This window comes from Shewanella sp. 11B5 (assembly GCF_002836795.1).
Taxonomy (GTDB): domain Bacteria; phylum Pseudomonadota; class Gammaproteobacteria; order Enterobacterales; family Shewanellaceae; genus Shewanella; species Shewanella frigidimarina.
In genome coordinates this window covers 1-1204 of sequence record NZ_PJAP01000132.1, presented here as the reverse complement: position 1 = coordinate 1204, position 1204 = coordinate 1, and the positions used below count along the sequence as shown (strand labels likewise).

The 1204-nt window shown below is 37.7% G+C and carries 1 protein-coding gene; it reads left to right on the top strand.

The window, feature by feature from the left end; genetic code table 11:
- Nucleotides 1-113: 113 nt before the first annotated feature.
- On the top strand, nucleotides 114-605 hold the full coding sequence (locus CXF78_RS01095) for a MarR family winged helix-turn-helix transcriptional regulator (RefSeq protein WP_102035731.1): 492 nt from the start codon (nucleotides 114-116) through the stop codon (nucleotides 603-605).
- The last annotated feature ends 599 nt before the right edge of the window (nucleotides 606-1204 follow it).

Below are 1204 nucleotides of genomic sequence, written 5' to 3'. Positions count from 1 at the left end.
GATAGGTGCCGATTCTGGACTGTTAAGTTATTTTTGTAAAGTACCTTTTTATGAAGTATCTTTGCGTTAAGTTTTTAAGCTGTGTTTTGAGTGCCAAATGATAAGGGTGAGGTATGGAGGATATTGATAGAGTTGTAGCGCAATGGGACGAACAAAAGCCGCATTTAGATACTGAGCCAATGGCGATTCTTGGGCGTTTTTTGCGTTTGCAAAAACACATAGAGGCTGAAATATCAGCTTGTCATAAGCAGTTTGACCTGACTATGGGTGAGTTTGATGTACTGGCGACATTAAGACGTAATGGTAAACCTTACACCTTAACCCCTTCGAAATTATTATCGTCGATGATGTTAACGTCTGGCGCGATGACAAATCGTTTAGACAAGCTTGAATCTAAAGACTTAATTGCACGCGTACACAGTACTGAAGACAGGCGCAGCGTATCGGTAGCTTTGACTAACAAAGGCCTTGCCACAATAGATGAAGCGATTGAGGAGCACGTACGCATTCAACACAAACTGGTGGCAAGCCTTTCAGATTCTGAACTGCCCGAACTCAACCAATTGTTCAAAACCTGGTTAGCTGGTTTTGAAGGCGAACAATAGCGGCAGTAATTAAATAACCTCAGATTGGGAGAATAAACGATTATCAAACAGCCCTTTGCGCTACTAACTTCGTTGTATTGACTTGTCATCGTTCCGCTATTAACGCAGTAATTAATATTTGGAGATGCCTTGTTATCAAAGCAAATAACAATTTTGATATAAAATTGGTGAAATATTCTGATTTTAGCTTATTTGTCACATCCCTTAACCCGAATTTGGGTTAAACGATCAGCTTCTTAAGACGCTGGCAGTTTTTGTCAGTGCATTTTGAAAGGCTGTGTGTTGCTGTTGTGCTTTAGCCACTTTAATTTTTAAAAAGTCGTTGTTAATTGTTAACTATTCTGTTTATTAGCTTTATAGGTTTTAGAGATATTCAAAGACTATGTAAATATAACCAACAGCTAGGGATTAAGGAATGAGTCGTTTACCAATAACTCATAAGTAAATGAAACGCAGTTAATTATGTTGCATTTTTGTTTATGTATCTGTATTTTCCCTCTACATTGCTACGCATAATGCTGAGTCTTTTATTCAGACAAACGTATTAATTAGGATGATCATTGTGTCTGCTTGTATTTATCGTTGAAAAGTCGGTAATG

Coding starts and splice junctions, on each gene's coding strand:
- CXF78_RS01095 (WP_102035731.1), top strand. CDS start 114: ATGGAGGATATTGATAGAGTTGTAGCGCAATGGGACGAACAAAAGCCG.